Annotated in this window: 16 protein-coding genes; 6 read left to right on the forward strand and 10 right to left on the reverse strand. The window is 68.8% G+C overall.

The genetic code is table 11. From position 1 onward, the window contains the following. Nucleotides 1-15: 15 nt before the first annotated feature. Complete coding sequence (locus tag E0H50_RS00280; protein WP_131283520.1) at nucleotides 16-909, forward strand: LysR family transcriptional regulator; 894 nt, start codon at nucleotides 16-18, stop codon at nucleotides 907-909. A 270-nt stretch (nucleotides 910-1,179) separates the two neighbouring features. Here E0H50_RS00280 and E0H50_RS00285 read toward each other — a convergent pair whose 3' ends face one another. Further along, nucleotides 1,180-1,368 (reverse strand): DUF3099 domain-containing protein, encoded by a 189-nt coding sequence (locus E0H50_RS00285; protein ID WP_131283522.1) that lies wholly within the window; start codon nucleotides 1,366-1,368, stop codon nucleotides 1,180-1,182. A 1-nt stretch (nucleotide 1,369) separates the two neighbouring features. Continuing rightward, nucleotides 1,370-1,819, reverse strand: a complete 450-nt coding sequence (locus E0H50_RS00290) for a MarR family winged helix-turn-helix transcriptional regulator (RefSeq protein ID WP_131283524.1) — start codon at nucleotides 1,817-1,819, stop codon at nucleotides 1,370-1,372. Between the two features lie 118 nt (nucleotides 1,820-1,937). Here E0H50_RS00290 and E0H50_RS00295 point away from each other — a divergent pair, with 118 nt between their 5' ends. Continuing rightward, nucleotides 1,938-3,113: an MFS transporter gene (locus tag E0H50_RS00295; RefSeq protein WP_131283526.1), complete on the forward strand. Its 1,176-nt coding sequence runs from the start codon at nucleotides 1,938-1,940 to the stop codon at nucleotides 3,111-3,113. Then, nucleotides 3,110-3,940: an aldo/keto reductase gene (locus tag E0H50_RS00300; protein ID WP_272948485.1), complete on the forward strand. Its 831-nt coding sequence runs from the start codon at nucleotides 3,110-3,112 to the stop codon at nucleotides 3,938-3,940. The genes E0H50_RS00295 and E0H50_RS00300 overlap by 4 nt, the downstream gene beginning before the upstream one ends. Nucleotides 3,941-3,944: 4 nt before the next feature. Here E0H50_RS00300 and E0H50_RS00305 read toward each other — a convergent pair whose 3' ends face one another. Continuing rightward, nucleotides 3,945-4,355 carry a class F sortase gene (locus E0H50_RS00305; protein ID WP_238150685.1) on the reverse strand — a complete coding sequence of 137 codons (411 nt, stop codon included), beginning with the start codon at nucleotides 4,353-4,355 and terminating at the stop codon, nucleotides 3,945-3,947. Between the two features lie 325 nt (nucleotides 4,356-4,680). Next, nucleotides 4,681-5,565, reverse strand: coding sequence for a hypothetical protein (locus E0H50_RS00310; protein ID WP_238150686.1), 885 nt, complete (start codon nucleotides 5,563-5,565; stop codon nucleotides 4,681-4,683). A gap of 364 nt (nucleotides 5,566-5,929) precedes the next feature. Between E0H50_RS00310 and E0H50_RS00315 the strand changes: the two genes are divergently transcribed. Further along, the gene (locus E0H50_RS00315; RefSeq protein WP_131283533.1) at nucleotides 5,930-6,640 is read left to right on the forward strand and encodes a TetR/AcrR family transcriptional regulator; all 711 of its coding nucleotides are present in this window, start codon (nucleotides 5,930-5,932) and stop codon (nucleotides 6,638-6,640) included. Here E0H50_RS00315 and E0H50_RS00320 read toward each other — a convergent pair. The 3 genes from E0H50_RS00320 to E0H50_RS00330 are packed head-to-tail and all read right to left on the reverse strand — an operon-like array spanning nucleotide 6,637 to nucleotide 9,973. Beyond that, complete coding sequence (locus tag E0H50_RS00320) at nucleotides 6,637-7,902, reverse strand: dihydrolipoamide acetyltransferase family protein (protein WP_131283534.1); 1,266 nt, start codon at nucleotides 7,900-7,902, stop codon at nucleotides 6,637-6,639. The two genes, E0H50_RS00315 and E0H50_RS00320, sit on opposite strands and share 4 nt — an antisense overlap. Beyond that, the gene (locus E0H50_RS00325) at nucleotides 7,899-8,885 is read right to left on the reverse strand and encodes an alpha-ketoacid dehydrogenase subunit beta (protein WP_131283535.1); all 987 of its coding nucleotides are present in this window, start codon (nucleotides 8,883-8,885) and stop codon (nucleotides 7,899-7,901) included. The genes E0H50_RS00320 and E0H50_RS00325 overlap by 4 nt, the downstream gene beginning before the upstream one ends. Then, a complete protein-coding gene (locus E0H50_RS00330) occupies nucleotides 8,885-9,973 on the reverse strand; it encodes a thiamine pyrophosphate-dependent enzyme (RefSeq protein WP_131283536.1) in 1,089 nt (362 codons plus the stop codon). The genes E0H50_RS00325 and E0H50_RS00330 overlap by 1 nt, the downstream gene beginning before the upstream one ends. A 120-nt stretch (nucleotides 9,974-10,093) precedes the next feature. On the opposite strand from E0H50_RS00330, the gene E0H50_RS00335 reads away from it, so the two are divergent. After that, a complete protein-coding gene (locus E0H50_RS00335; RefSeq protein WP_131283537.1) occupies nucleotides 10,094-10,582 on the forward strand; it encodes an Lrp/AsnC family transcriptional regulator in 489 nt (162 codons plus the stop codon). Here E0H50_RS00335 and E0H50_RS00340 read toward each other — a convergent pair. Then, nucleotides 10,579-11,544 carry a LacI family DNA-binding transcriptional regulator gene (locus E0H50_RS00340; RefSeq protein ID WP_131283538.1) on the reverse strand — a complete coding sequence of 322 codons (966 nt, stop codon included), beginning with the start codon at nucleotides 11,542-11,544 and terminating at the stop codon, nucleotides 10,579-10,581. The genes E0H50_RS00335 and E0H50_RS00340 overlap by 4 nt on opposite strands. 78 nt (nucleotides 11,545-11,622) lie before the next feature. Between E0H50_RS00340 and E0H50_RS00345 the strand changes: the two genes are divergently transcribed. Beyond that, a complete protein-coding gene (locus E0H50_RS00345; protein WP_131283539.1) occupies nucleotides 11,623-12,939 on the forward strand; it encodes a Gfo/Idh/MocA family protein in 1,317 nt (438 codons plus the stop codon). A 54-nt stretch (nucleotides 12,940-12,993) separates the two neighbouring features. On the opposite strand, the gene E0H50_RS00350 is transcribed toward E0H50_RS00345, so the two are convergent. Then, on the reverse strand, nucleotides 12,994-13,410 hold the full coding sequence (locus E0H50_RS00350) for a VOC family protein (protein WP_131283540.1): 417 nt from the start codon (nucleotides 13,408-13,410) through the stop codon (nucleotides 12,994-12,996). A 52-nt stretch (nucleotides 13,411-13,462) separates the two neighbouring features. Further along, the gene (locus tag E0H50_RS00355; protein ID WP_131283541.1) at nucleotides 13,463-14,398 is read right to left on the reverse strand and encodes a hypothetical protein; all 936 of its coding nucleotides are present in this window, start codon (nucleotides 14,396-14,398) and stop codon (nucleotides 13,463-13,465) included. Nucleotides 14,399-14,444: the final 46 nt, after the last annotated feature.

A 14,444-nucleotide genomic window follows, 5' to 3' on the forward strand; every position in this document is an offset into this window, starting at 1 on the left:
TCATAAGCTGAGAGCATGGCAACGCTCCGGCAGCTCGAGTACCTCGTCACCGTGGTCGACCAGCGCTCGTTCACGAAGGCCGCCGAGCTCCTGCACGTCACGCAGCCCGCGCTCTCCCACCAGATCCGCACCCTCGAACGGTCGGCCGGCGGACCGCTGCTCGAGCGACTCCCCCGCGGTCTCCGCCTGACGCCGACGGGCCGAGCGATGCTTCCGCACGCCCGCGCCGCGCTGGCCGACGCGGAACGAGCACGGTGCGCCGCCCGCCAGGCCGCCGGACTCGAGGTGGGCGAGCTGCAGATCGCGACGCTCTACTCGATCACCTTGGGCGTCCTGCCGGCCGCGCTCCGGGAGTGGCGACGGACCCGCCCGAACGTCGGCATCCGCCTGTTCGAGCACCGGCACACCGACGAACTCGTCGACGCGATGAACGCCGGCGAGGCCGATCTCGCTGTCGGCCCCGAGCCGTCGAACTGGCCCGGTGTCACCCGCGTACTCGGCACCGAGGAACTCGTCGTCGTGGTCGCCGCCGACGATCCCGCCGCGACCGGAGACACCGTCAAGCTCAACGACCTCGCGGACCGCTCCTGGGTCCACTACGCACCAGGTCACGGCCTCGCCGACGTCCTCGACAACGCTTGCGCACAAGCGGGATTCGAGCCGCGCATCGCCGTACGGACCGAGCAGACCGCGGCCGCGCCCGCGCTGGCTGCGGCAGGTCTCGGGCCCGCGTTGGTCCCCTACAACATCCTGCCGAAGGACTTCGACGGCCACGTCCTGCACCCTGAACCGGCGGTACGCCGGACGCTCACGGCGTACACGCGTGGTACACCAGACCCGCTCGCCGCCGCCTTCATCGACGTCCTGTTTCGATCCGCGGGCATCCGGGCACGCGAAGGTGATGCCTGACGAAGAGTCGGACGTCACAGTCCTCCTGGCCGGTACGGCGAATCTCGCGATCGCGATCGCGAAGGTCGTCGCCGCTGCGCACTGTCGTCCGGTTGCGGCGCGAGGCCCGCGCGGCAGGCATACCGCTCAGCAAGCAGCTGCGCGTCGCCGAGCCTGCCGTGAAGACGGTCGCCTTCGAGGACTCGGCCGCCCTGATCGGTCTCCTGATCGCCGGGGTCGGCGTCACCATGGCTCTGGTCTCTATCTCGACCCGACCCCCGCCGACGCGCGTCAGCGTTTGTCGTGACCCCAGTTCGCGACGATGGCGGCGATCGGGGGCAGTACGGCGGCGACTGCGCTCATCCCGACGGCCGCCGGGATCGAGAACAGGCGCACGACGAACCACGCCAGGATGATCAGCGTCAGGCAGCTGCCCATCAGCAGGATGTAGAGCTTGCGGTTGTCGTAGCGGCGGGCCATGTCACACCGTCAGCGGAAGCTTCCCCAGCGCGGTGACCAGCGGGGACAGCTCAGGTAGCTCGGCGGCACGCTCCAACGCGGACGTCAGTACGGCGTCGTGGGTCGGCTGCGCCTGGTCGAGCAGCTCACGGCCGGCCTCGGTGACCTCGGTGTAGATGCCACGGCGATCTGTCGGGCACAGGTACCGCTGGAGCAGGTTGCGGTCCTCCAGCCGGTTGACCAGGCGCGTAGTAGCGGACTGGCTGAGCACCACCGCGTTCGACAGCTGGTTCATCCGCAGGTGGTAGTCGTCCTGCCGGGCCAGCACGTCCAGCACGCTGTACTCGCTCACCGACAGCCCGTGCTGCTTCTGCAGCGCGCGCTCCAGCTCGTCCTCGATCCGGGCGTGCAGCGCCGCGAGAGTCCGCCAGCCCTGCGCCCGCGCCTCCGCGGCGTCATCCGGTAGTCCCACGACACCTCCACTTGAACATCACGCTTGCATGCGCAATCATAGCGCTTGTGCAATAGCCCGCGTGTGCAACTATCGCGCACGCCGGTAACAGTCTTCAGACTACATTCAAAGGAGCGTCATGCCAGCGGCCCTGCTCGCACTCGCCATCGGTGCGTTCGGCATCGGGACCACCGAATTCGTCATCATGGGCCTGCTGCCCGAGGTCGCCACCGACTTCGGCGTCAGCATCCCGTCCGCCGGACTGCTCATCTCCGGCTACGCGCTGGGGGTCGTGGTCGGCGCCCCGCTGCTCACCGCGATCGGCTCGAAGGTCTCCCGCAAGACCGTGCTGATCGCGCTGATGGGCGTCTTCATCGCCGGCAACCTGGTCTCCGCGGTCGCTCCGTCGTACGGCGTTCTGATGACCGGGCGGATCGTGGCGGCGCTGTCGCACGGCGCGTTCTTCGGCGTCGGGTCCGTGGTCGCGGCGTCGCTGGTTCCGAAGGCGAAGCAGGCCAGTGCGATCGCATTGATGTTCACCGGACTGACGGTCGCCAACGTGCTCGGCGTACCGGGTGGGACCGCGCTCGGCCAGCAGCTCGGCTGGCGGTCGACGTTCTGGGCGGTGACCGCGCTCGGTGTGATCGGGCTGCTCGGCATCGTGTTCCTGGTGCCGCGGCAGAACACCGCGGAAGGTCCTGGTCTCCGTAGCGAGCTCGCGGTGTTCAAGAGCCTGCAGGTGTGGCTGGCGTTGGCGATGACCGCACTGGGCTTCGCGGGGGTGTTCGCGTCGTTCACCTACATCGCACCGATGATGACCGAGGTCGCGGGCTTCTCCGCAGGTGCGGTGACCTGGCTGCTCGTGCTGTTCGGCGGTGGGCTCGTAGTGGGCAACCTGCTGGGCGGTAGAGCAGCGGACCGCTCGCTGATGCCGAGTCTGTACCTGATCCTGACGCTGCTGGCCGCCGTACTGGTCGTCTTCGTGTTCACTGCGCACGCCAAGCTCCCCTCTGCTGTGACGATCGCGCTCTTCGGCGCCGCTGGGTTCGCCACCGTCGCTCCGCTGCAGAAGCGAGTGATGGACAAGGCCAAGGGCGCTCCGGCACTGGCGTCCGCGGCCAACATCGCCGCGTTCAACCTCGGCAACGCGGCCGGGGCCTACCTCGGTGGACTCACCATCGAGCACGGCCTCGGCTACACCGCCCCCAACTGGGTCGGCGCTGCGTTGGCGGTTGCCGGTCTCCTCGTCGCTGTCCTGTCCGGCGTGCTCGACCGTGGCCGGGTTCCCGCACTAGTACTTGAAGGAAGCCACTGATGATCCCCACCGTGAAGCTCAACAACGACGTCGAGATGCCTCAGCTCGGGTACGGCGTCTTCCAGGTCCCGAACGACGAAACGGCCGCTGCCGTGACGCAGGCGCTCGAGGCCGGCTACCGCAGCATCGACACCGCGGCGGCGTACCAGAACGAGGCAGGTGTCGGGCAGGCGCTCGCCGCGTCCGGGCTCGACCGGAGCGATCTGTTCGTCACCACCAAGCTATGGAACGCGGACCAGGGCTACGACTCCACTCTGAAGGCGTTCGACCAGAGCCTCTCCCTGCTGGGCCTGGAATACCTGGACCTGTACCTCATCCATTGGCCGACCCCGGCACGCGACCTGTACGTCGACAGCTGGCGCGCACTGGAGCAGTTGTACGCCGACGGTCGCGTGCGAGCGATCGGTGTGTCCAACTTCCAGCCGGAGCATCTGGACCGTCTCGCGCAGTCCTCCCGCATCACCCCGGCCGTCAACCAGGTCGAGCTGCACCCGTACTTGCGGCAGGACGAGGTGCGCGCGTACGGCGGTGACTTCGGCATCCGCACCGAGGCCTGGAGCCCGCTGGCCAAGGGCGGGACGCTGCTCGACGAGCCCGTGGTCGCCAAGCTGGCAGCGCTCTACGGGCGCACACCAGCCCAGATCGTCCTCCGTTGGCACCTGCAGCTCGGCAACATCGTCATCCCGAAGTCCGTCACCCCGGCCCGCATCCGGCAGAACCTGGACGTTTTCGACTTCACGCTGACCGACGACGACCTCACCGCGATCAGCACCCTCGACCGCAACGAACGCACCGGCCCGGACCCCGACGCCTTCAACGTCGCCTAGGCGGTTATGTCTTGGGTACGGCGATGACGACGGCGTTGCTGAGGTACGCCGTACCGTCCCAATCCTCGCAGGTGACGAGGACGAGGCGGCCGGGGACGGACTGGTCGAACACCTTGGCCGCCTGCTTCGCCAGGGCTCGTTTGCGGTAGACCGTGACGGAGGTGACCACGTAGCTGATCGCTCCGCGTCGCGTCGTCACCGCGACCGCGTCGCCGGCAGTCAGCCGGTCCAGATCGTCGAAGGCCCCGCCGCCGGTGTGCACGGTATGGCCGGTGATGATCGCCGAGCCCTTGGTCGCGCCCGGCCTGGCGCCGTCGGACCACCATCCGACGAGTAGCGGGTTCGAGGGCGGTACGAGGGTGCCGCCGCGGGCGCGGATGCTCAGTACCCGCGCCGAAACGCCCAGCCGGGGCACTGACAACCTGATCGGGTCACTGGGTTGCGGTCGAGCCGTACTGCGGACCTCTGGAGGCGGACCGCTCTGCTGAGGCTGCGTGGGGCTGGTCTGCTGCGTGGAACCCGCTGACGGCGACGGTGCGGTTGTCGTTCTACGCGGCGCGCTGCCAGTCGTGCCGACGGGCGACGTCGTAGCGCCGCCCGCCTGCTGTCGGTTCTCACTGCCGTCGGTCCTCAACTGGAGGTATCCGCCGGTCAGGAGTAGTACGCCGCCGGCCGTCCAGGCCGCGATCGCCCACCAAGAGGGGCGTGCGCGACCCGGACGGCGACGCTTGGGCGACGCGTCAGGCAGAGTGCTGACCCCGCCGCTGCAGCAGCTTCGCGGCACCGGCGATCAGCAGGATCCCGCCCAGGGACAGCAGGGCGATACCCCAGGTCCCTTGAGTGCTGGAGAGCGCCGAGGTGTTCCGCGCACCACCGGACAGACCGGCGTCGACCTCGGTCGGAACACCTACCGGGGTGCTGCTCGACGTGTCGCTCGGGGTCTCGGACGGCGTCGTGCTCGGCGTCTCGGAAACGGTCTCGCTCGGCGTCCCCGACGGCGTCGTGCTCGGGGTCTCCGACGGAGTCTCGCTAGGCGTCTCCGAGGGCGTCTGGCTCGGGGTCTCCGACGGGGTCGTGCTCGGGGTCTCCGACGGGGTTTCCGACGGAGTCTCGCTCGGCGTCTCCGACGGAGTCTCGCTCGGGGTTTCCGACGGCGTCTCGCTCGGCGTCTCCGACGGGGTAGTCGTCGGAGTCTCCGTCGGCGTCGGCGTCGGCGTCGTGGCCTCACCGACGCAGAAGCTCAGGTGGCTGAGCCCGTAGTACTTGCCGTTGTCGTTGAGCGGCGTGTGCAGCCCTGCTCCGGCGATCGTGCCGCCGGGACGGTAGTCGTAGAAGTTCGCGTTCGGACCACCCTTGACGATGGCGCCGAGCACTGTGCCGCCGGTGGCGGTGAAACTGATCAGGTCGCCGGTCTTCGCCCAGGTCACCGTGACGCCGGCGCCCTCCTTGGAACCCGGGGTCGGCGGGTCGAACTTGATCTCCGTAGAGCCCGGGATCAGGTCCTTGCACTTCGGGTTGCCCGGAATCGTGGTCACGGTGTCCGCCGACGCGGACGGAGCCGTGGCCAAGGCGACGCCGCCGACGGCAAGTGCGAGTGCGCCCACGCTGCCGAGCAGCGCGATCACGCGTGAGTTCTTGGAGCGCCCACGTGCGCCCGCCGAAATGTCTTCCACAGTCTCCCCTAGTTCTGAGGCCAGTCCTTCGCGACCAGCAGATCGCCGGTGGGCCCAGAGCGGTGTCCCGCATCCGGACCAGGCGGTACAAGCCTTCGTCGTTCCAAAGCCCGGTCGAACAGGCTTCCCCCAACAGGAACCTGACCTTCGAGAGTGTGGTGATCCAGACCATCGAGCGCAAGTCTCAGCGCGACGACTCGCCGTGTTCCTTACGTTTCGCAACAGATCGTCGCCGATCCGGACGAAGAGTAGTTGCCAATCGCTACTAAAACACCGTTTTAGGCTCTGACACGCTGTATTCGCTATGCTCCCGCGGGTGGCACGCGAAGCGGACCGGAAGACCGTGCTGGGGTCGGTGTGGCTGCGGGAGGAACCACCGCCCACCCGGGCTCCGCTGAGCCGCGACGACATCGTCCTGAGCGCGATCAAAGTGCTCGACCGCGAAGGCCTGGCAGCGTTCTCGATGCGGATGATGGCGGCCGAACTCGGCACCGCGGCGACGTCCGCCTTGTACTGGCGGGTCGCAACGAAGAACGACCTGCTCGAACTGGTCGTCGACGAGGTCTTCGCGGCCGCGTTGGTGCCACCAACGGACGAGGGCGACTGGCGGGATCAGGTGACAACCGTTGTCCGGGCGGCTTATCAGGCGTTGTCGGACCACCCGTGGGCGTGCGAGTTGCTGGCGTCGCACGCCGAGCTCGGTCCGAACTACCAAGGGCTGACTGAGCGCTTGCACATGATCCTGAGGTCTGCGGGTTTCCGGGGCACACACCTGGACTCGGCGGTGTCCGCGATCTTCCAGTACCTGATCGGCTCGGCCGTCACAGGTGCCGCCTGGCTCTCGGTGGTACGGCGCAGCGGGATGAACGGATCGCGCTGGGCTTCCGAGTCCGCCGACCGGATGGGCGTCGACGCGGAGCATCTCGCGGCCTACCTGGACCGCGGAAGCCACGGCGGCCCGGAGGCGCGCTTCACCTCCGGGCTCCGGGTGATTCTGGTCGGGTTGCGGCCGCGGCAGATCTCCTAGAGATCGGCGAATGCAGACGCGGGGTTCTCGAAGGCGTCGGCGACGAAGCGGAGGAAGGCGGCTGCCGTGCCGCCGTCGCAGACGCGATGGTCGAAGACCAGCGACAGTTGGGTGAGCTTCCGGATCGCCAGTTCGCCGTCGACCACCCACGGCCGGTCGATGATCCGGCCGACACCGAGGATCGCGACCTGTGGGTGGTTGATGATCGCCGCGCTACCGTCGACCCCGAAGCTGCCGTAGTTGTTCAACGTGAACGTGCCGCAGGTCAGCTCCTGCTGGGTCAGCTTGCCGTCGCGCGCCGACGCGGTCAGGCGGCGGATCTCCGCGTCCAGCCCGCGTGTCGTCAGCGCGTGCGCACCTGCGACAGCCGGCACCACGAGACCGCGATCCGTCTGCGCCGCGAGTCCGAGGTTCACGCCGTCGTACTGGACGAGTTCCTCGCGCTCGGTGTCGACGTACCCGTTGAGTTCCGGATACTTGAGCAGTCCGGCGACCACGAAGCGCGCCATCAGCGCGAGCAGGCCCGGTCCGCCATCCGTTGCCGATCGCAACGATTCGCGGAGCTCGATGAGGGCGGTCGCGTCCACGTCGACCCAGGTGGTCGCCTCCGGGATCTCCGCGCGGCTCCGGCTGAGCGTCGCGGCCACAGCCTTACGGAACCCGCTCATCGGAGTACGGCGCAACTCGGGCAGCCCGGTCACGGACGGCGCCTTCACAACGGGAACAGGCTCCGGCTGGATCCGCTGTGCGATCGCCAGCTCCACGTCGCGGCGGACGATCAGGCCGTCGGGGCCGGAACCTGACAACGCCCGCAGATCCACCTCGGCATCGCGCGCCAACCGGCGTACCAGTGGGGAAATGACCAGCGGAACGCGCCTTTCCGGAACCTTTTCCGCAGCAGGCGCAACATTTGTTCCGGAAACCCGAGGCCGCCTACGACGTGCCGCCCCGGACGACTCGGACGTCCCGTACCCGACCAGCACGTTCCCCGACCCGGCCCGCTCCTCGACGCGGTACGCCGCCGCGTCCGGATCCCCGACCGTGACGAGCGGCTTCCCCACTGGGACCGTCGTACCGGGCTCACCGTGCAGTTCCTCGATCACACCGGCATACGGGCACGGCAGTTCGACGACCGACTTCGCGGTCTCGACCTCCGCGATCGGAGTGTCGACGGCGACCACATCACCGACCTTCACGAGCCACCGGACGATCTCCGCCTCGGTCAGCCCCTCACCGAGGTCCGGGAGAAGGAACGTGTTCACGAGTCCTCCCACTGCAGGTCGTCGACCGCGTCGAGGATCCGGTCGACGCTCGGGAGCTGGTACTTCTCCAGCTTCGGCGGCGGGAACGGAATGTCGAACGCGGTCACCCGCCGCACGGGTGCGGCCAGCGAGTGGAAGCACTTCTCGGTGACGCGGGCAACGATCTCCGACGACACACTCGCGAACCCGCTCGCCTCGGCCACCACGACAGCCCGTCCGGTACGCCGTACCGCCGCGCACACCGTCTCGTCGTCGAGCGGCGCCACCGACCGCAGATCCACCACGGTCAGCTGCCGCCCCTCGGCCGCCGCGACCTCCGCCGCCTCCAGAGCGACCGGCACCGCGGGACCGTAAGCGATCAACGTCGCGTCCGCCCCGTCCCGGCGTACGACGGCCTTGCCGATCTCCGGCTGCGCCTCGGTGAGGTCGACCTCTTCCTTGGCCCAGTAGAGCTTCTTCGGCTCCATGAACACGACCGGATCCGGGAATTCGATTGCCTTGCGCAACAATCCGTACGCGTCCGCGACCGTTGCCGGGGTCACCACCGTCAGCCCGGGTGTGTGCGCGAAGTAGCTCTCCGAGGAGTCGCTGTGGTGCTCCACCCCGCCGATGCCGCCGCCGTACGGGATCCGGATCACCATCGGCAGCTGCACGCGGCCGCGGGTCCGGTTGCGCATCTTGGCGACGTGCGAGACGACCTGCTCGAACGCCGGGTACCCGAACGCGTCGAACTGCATCTCGACCACCGGGCGCATCCCGTTCATCGCCATCCCGACCGCCATCCCGACGATGCCGGCCTCGGCCAGCGGCGTGTCGAAGCACCGCTGCTCGCCGAACTCCGCGGTCAGCCCGTCGGTGATCCGGAAGACGCCGCCGAGCGCGCCGACGTCCTCACCGAACATCACCACCGACTCGTCGGCCGTCATCGCGTCGCGCAGCGCCTGGTTGAGCGCCTGCGCCATCGAGATCTTCGTGTGCGTCATCAGGCCTCCTCACGGGCGAGTTCGTCGCGGAGGAACGCGGCCTGCTCGCGCAACTGCTGGGTTTCCGACGCGTAGAGGTGCGCGAACAGGTCGGCGGGGTCGACGGACGGCTCCGGCATCAGCCCGTCACGCAACTGCGCGGCGACCTCGGCCGCGCCCGCCTCGGCGGTCGCCCGAATCTCGCTGGACAGCCAGCCCTGCTGCTCGAGGTACGTCGTCAGGCGGGCGATCGGATCGCGGTCCAGCCAGGGGGTGACCTCGTCGTCCTGGCGGTACCGGGACGCGTCGTCGGCGTTGGTGTGCGCCTGCACGCGATAGGTGTGCGCCTCGACCAGCTGCGGTCCTTCGCCGGCCCGAGCCTTGTCGACGGCTTGCCCGAGGACGGCGAGGAGGCCGGCCATGTCGTTGCCGTCGGCGCGTTCGCCCGGAACGCCGTACCCGATGCCCTTGTGCGCGAGGGACGGCGCGGCGCTCTGCCGGGCGAGCGGCACGGAGATCGCGTACTCGTTGTTCTGAATGAAGAACACGACCGGCGCCTGGAAGACCGCCGCGAAGTTGAGCGCCTCGTGGAAGTCGCCCTCGCTGGTCCCGCCGTCGCCGACGAGCGCCATCACGACCGTGTCCTCACCCTTCAGCCGGGCCGCGTGCGCGACACCGACCGCGTGCGGGAGCTGGGTCGCGAGCGGCGTCGCCTGCGGCGCCACCTTGTGCTCGTACGGGTCGTAGCCGCAGTGCCAGTCGCCGCGGAGCAGCGTGAGCGTCTCGATCGGGTCGACGCCACGGCTCATGATCGAGACGGTGTCGCGGTACGTCGGGAACAGCCAGTCGCTGTCGCGCAGCACCATCGTCGCCGCGAGCTGACAGGCCTCCTGGCCGAAGGACGACGGATAGACGGCGAGGCGGCCCTGGCGGACCAGCGCGCTCGCCTGGTCGTTGAACCGGCGGCCCCGGATCAACTGTGTGTAGCCGTCGAGCAGGGCTTCCTTGGTGGGCAGCCGGTACGACGGATGGTCGTGCGGTACGCCGTTCTGATCGATCAGACAGACGGGTTCCGCGGAGGGGAGCAAGTGCTCCTCGACGGTGGTCATGGACCCTCCAGCGCAGGAGACGGACGGTAGCCACATCGTCGTCCCTACTGGCCAAGTTGATCCATAGCTGGAAATATTGAGAGACGTTTGGCCGAACACCGAGCCGAGGAGGTCGTGCGAATGTCCGACGAGGTGATGGTCCACCGGGCCGGTCCTGGACGGATTGTCGTCGCTCCGGCACTCGACGAGATCGATCGGCAGATCATCGAGGCGCTCGGACGGGACGGACGGCTGTCGATCCGGGCCCTCGCCGACGAGGTGCACATCTCCCGCGCGAACGCGTACGCCCGCGTCGAACGGCTCACGAACACCGGCGTGATCACCGGCTTCACGGTCACCGTCGACCCGCTCAGACTCGGCCTCGCAACGTCGGCGTACGTCACCCTGAGTCTCCGGCAGAGCTCCTGGCGGACGCTCCGCAAACAGCTCCAGGCGATCCCGGAGATCAAGCACATGGCGCTGGTCGGCGGCGACTTCGACGCGATCCTGCTGGTCCGCGCCGCCGACAACGAGGGCCTCCGCCGCCTGGTCCTGGAGAAGCTCCAGGCGATCCCCGAGGTCCTGGCGACCCGGACAGCGCTGATCTTCGAGGACGTCGGGACCCTCTAGCAGCCGCAGGACCTGCGCAGGATCAGTTCCGTCGGGAACGTGAACGCCTCGACCGCCTGCGCCCCGTCGATCAGCCGGCCGACGGCGGCCTCGGCCATCCGCTCCAGCGGCTGACGTACGACGGTCAGCGGCGGCCAACTGTACTCGGTTTCGGGGGTGCCGTCGAACGCCACCACCGCAACGTCGTCGGGCACTCGCACACCCGCCTCGTGCAGGGCACTCAGGACACCGACAGCCTGCAGATCGGAGCTGGCGAAGATCGCCGTCGGACGGTCGGACGACGCCAGCAACTCCCGGCCGGCCGCGCGCCCGCCCGCACGGCTGAACGTCGCGTGGGCGACGGGCCCGGGTGCGAGACCAGCGGCCGCGAGCGCGTCGCGCCAGCCGAGCTCCCGCTCCGGGTGACCGGCGCCGCCGATCACCAGGCCGATGGTGCGATGCCCGTGTGAGATCAGGTGCTCGACACCGATCCGGGCGCCCTCGCGGTACGCCGGCCGTACCGAGCTGACCGTCGGCAGGACCCGGTTGATCGCGATCACCGGGACCTCGACGTCGTCCAGCGACGGATCCGCTGTCGGCGCGACCAGTAGCAGGCCGCTGACCTGGCGCGTGAGCAGTTCGGCGATCTTCGCCCGCTCGGTGACCGGGTCCCCGTCGGCGCTCGTCTGCAGTACGACGTACCCCCGCGCCGCGGCCTCCCGGTCGATCGCCTTCGCGAGCCCCGCGAACAGGGGGTTGCCCCCGTCCGGCGTGATCAGGCCGAAGGTCCGCGTCGTACCCATCCGCAACGCCCGCGCGGTCGCGTTCGGCCGGTACCCGAGCGTGCGGATCGCGTCCAGCACCCGCGCGCGGGTCTCCGGGGCGACCTTCCGCGGGCCCTCATTCACGACGTAGCTGACGACGGCCGTACTGACCCCGGCGTATTCCGCCACGTCGTTGCGGGTCACCGGATCCTTGGGCATGCAGTGATGGTACGACGGTTGACCCGTCCGGAAAGCGATTGCTAGCGTTCGTGTCTACACGAGTAGAAGGAGTCCACCGTGGCCAGACGCTATGCAGTCGCCGGGACCGGTTCGCGAGCGCAGTCCTATATCCGCGCGATCCTCCAGGAGCACCCCGAGGAGGCGGAGCTGGTCGCCCTGCTCGACTCGAACCCGGGCCGGCTGGCGTTCCACCAGCGGAAGCTGACCGAGCTCGGCGGCTCCGAGCTCCCGGAGTACGGCGCCGAGGACCTGGAGCGGATGGTCAAGGAGCAGGCCGTCGACCGCGTGGTCGTCACCAGCCCCGACTACACACATGCCGCGGTCGTGTCGCGGCTGCTGCGGGCGGGCGCGGACGTGATCGTCGAGAAGCCGCTGACCATCGACGCGGACGGGACGCGGCAGATCGTCGACGCGATGAACGAGTCGGGCAAGTCCGTCGTCGTCACGTTCAACTACCGCTACTCGCCGCGGAACAGCGCGCTGCGGCAGCTGATCCAGGACGGCGAGATCGGTCAGGTCACGAGCGTCGAGTTCCAGTGGGTGCTCGACACTCGGCACGGCGCGGACTACTTCCGCCGCTGGCATCGCGAGAAGAAGAACTCCGGCGGTCTGCTGGTCCACAAGGCATCCCACCACTTCGACCTGGTGAACTGGTGGATCGCCTCGACGCCGACCCGAGTGTTCGCGTCCGGCGGGCTGGCCTTCTACGGCGCCGACAACGCGGCGGCCCGTGGCCTCGGCGAGCGTCCGGCGCGCGGCACGATCGACGGCGCCGCCGACGACCCGTGGCTGCTCGACCTGCGCACCGACGACACGAATCGGCAGCTGTACTACGAGAACGAGAAGTACGACGGGTACCTGCGCGACCAGGACGTGTTCGCGCCCGGGATCACGATCGAGGACAACATGTCCGTGATCGCGGAGTACGCGAACGGCGCGCGGCTGAGCTACTCGCTGAACGCGCACTCGCCGTGGGAGGGGTACCGCGTCGCCGTCAACGGCACGCTCGGTCGCGCCGAGCTGGAAGTGGTCGAACGGGCCGCGGTCGTCGACGACCAGATCGACCCGAGCTACCCGTCCGACCGCGTGATCGCCGGTGACGTGCGCACCAACGGCGAGCGGCTCGTGCTGCAGAAGCACTGGGCACCGGCCGTCGAGGTCGAGATCCCGCGTGGCGAAGGCGGCCACGGCGGTGGCGACCGGCTGATCTACGCCGACCTCTTCGTTGGTCCCGGCAACGATCCGTTGGGGCGCGCGGCCGACGTCAACGACGGTGTCCGCGCCGTCGCGGTCGGCATCGCGGCCAACCAGTCACTCGCCAGCGGCCAGCCGGTCGTCGTCGCCGACCTCAACCTCGGCGGCTGGGGCTCGTAACCCCGCTCCCCGCCGCCTGGCTCGGACGTTGCCCCGGACAACAATCGAGTGCGACTACCAGGCGGCGGGAAGGCCGGGGCGGTGCGTGCCGAAGGTCCATTCGTAGCCTTCGGGGTCGGCGACGCGGCAGCGGTAGTTGCCCCACTGGGTCAGTTCGGGCTTCCACACCACGTCGGCTCCGGCGGCCGTGGCTTTCGTGAAGATGGCGTCGACCTGGTCTTGTGTGTCGAAGCCGACGTACATCCCGTGACCGACCGTTTCGCCCTTGCGGGCGGGCCGGTCGTAGCCCTCCTCGTCCGTGAACAGGGTGAACGCGACACCGCCGTACCGCATCTCGGCGTGCATGACGCCGCCCTTGCCGTCCGGCACCTCCATCGTGGTCTCGAAGCCGAACGCCTTCTCGAGCCAGCGAAGGGCACCGACCGCGTCGCGGTAGCCGAAGTACGCGTAGAGCGTTGCTGTGTTGGTCATGTGTCCAGCTTGGAGCGGGTAGCGGTCGGGAGCTGACCGCTACCCGATCCGATTACTTGCGGAACTGGCCCGGACCGAGTACCTGCCAGCCCTTGGCGGCCGGTGTCTGCAGTGAGCTCAGCGGCATGCTGAACGTGTGGACGAGCCGATTGGGCCGGCTGATCGCCCAGAAGGTCGGGTGCCTCGGATCCGAACGGTCCCAAGCGATGCCCTGACCCTGTACGTCGGGCAGCTCGACGGTGGCGATCCAGCGCAGCTCGGCGCCCGCGACCGGCAGTTCCATCACGTAGGCCTCGCCGAGGTCGTGGCCGGTGAGCCAGAGCCGGCCGTCCGGCCCCCAGGAGCCGCCCGAGTTCGACATCGGCTTGAAGCGGTCCAGGATCGGCTTCGGGATCGTCCAGGACGCGAGCGGCTGGAACTTGTCGTTCAGCTTCACGATCTGGGTGTTGTACGTCTGCCCGTACGGCTGGTTCGTCTCGTCGGACATGTCGTCGTAGTTCGCGAAGCCGGCCCACCACGCACCGTCGTGCCAGTCCAGCCAGGTCAGCGAGCCACGGTAGATCCCGAACGAGTACGAGTCGACGTGGCGCATCGTCTTGGTGTCGAACACCTCGATCGAGCTCTCCATCGGCCACTCGGGGTAGTTCGAGTGCACGGCGTACAACTTGGAGCCGACGACCACACCGCTGTCCATGTGCTTGAACGGGCCGTCGGTGTCGCCGGCGAACTGCAGCAGCGGCGCACCGGTGCGGCGGTCGTGCTTGGTGATCGTGCGGTTGTTGACCGCGTAGAAGTACTTCGCGTCGACGGCGATCGCCTGATTCGCGTCGAAGGCCGGGTACGACGCGAGCGGTGTGGCGTCGTACGTCGGGGGCGTCGCGGCCGACGTACTGACGTCGACTGTGCGCACCGGAACTGCGGACGCCGGGGACAGGGCGACCGCGGCCAGTACTGCCGTCGCGACGACGAGGGCGGGGAGCTTTCGCATCACAACCTCCAGGGGATGTGGTTCTTGCTCCCGACCCTCGGCTCGC

Origin of the sequence: Kribbella sindirgiensis, assembly GCF_004331435.1 — a bacterium.
Taxonomy (GTDB): domain Bacteria; phylum Actinomycetota; class Actinomycetes; order Propionibacteriales; family Kribbellaceae; genus Kribbella; species Kribbella sindirgiensis.